At 64.1% G+C, this 568-nt stretch carries 1 protein-coding gene and 1 other RNA gene; both read right to left on the bottom strand.

Features of this window, described 5'->3' with window-relative positions:
- A partial coding sequence (locus JYP50_RS21645) for a hypothetical protein (RefSeq protein WP_277602603.1) occupies positions 1-181 on the bottom strand: 181 nt, incomplete at its 3' end.
- A 3-nt stretch (positions 182-184) separates the two neighbouring features.
- Positions 185-568: RNase P RNA component class A (gene rnpB / locus JYP50_RS21650), an RNA gene on the bottom strand; the annotation flags it as partial.

A 568-nucleotide genomic window follows, 5' to 3' on the forward strand; every position in this document is an offset into this window, starting at 1 on the left:
CCGAGGCCGCTAGGCGCAGGACGGCGTCGCCAAGAAATTCCAGTTTTTCGTGGTTGACGCTGAGCCCTGCGGAGGTGTGGGTGAGGGCCTCATCCAGCCGCTCCAGGTCCATCTCCGCGTGGGCTGTCAGGCCCAGGCCTTGAAGGAACTGCAGCAGTTGGGCGTGGCGCTCAGCGTTCATTGGGGTGAAAGCAGGACGTAAGCCGGGTTCTGTTCTCCGCTTTCGCGGGGGCGATCATCTGTCTGGGACCACCGTTACCGATGGCCTCAAGCGGCGCAAGAAAAGCGGAACGGGTGTCATGGCCAACCGTTGTTCCTAGGCCTTGCTCCCAGCCGGGGTTTACCGAGCCAGCACCTCTCGATGCTGCTGGTGCGCTCTTACCGCACCTTTGCACCCTTGCCTGATCCCCGAAGGGCCATCGGCGGTGTGTTTCTGTGGCACTCTCCTCACGGTCACCCGCACTGGGCGTTACCCAGCAAGCCTGGCCATTGGGGAGCCCGGACTTTCCTCAACCGGTCCGTTCCACCAGCCCGAGGGCCTGGGCGTGTCCCGGTCGCGATCACCTCG

It is taken from the genome of Parahaliea mediterranea, from assembly GCF_017255185.1.
Taxonomy (GTDB): Bacteria; Pseudomonadota; Gammaproteobacteria; order Pseudomonadales; family Halieaceae; genus JAFKCZ01.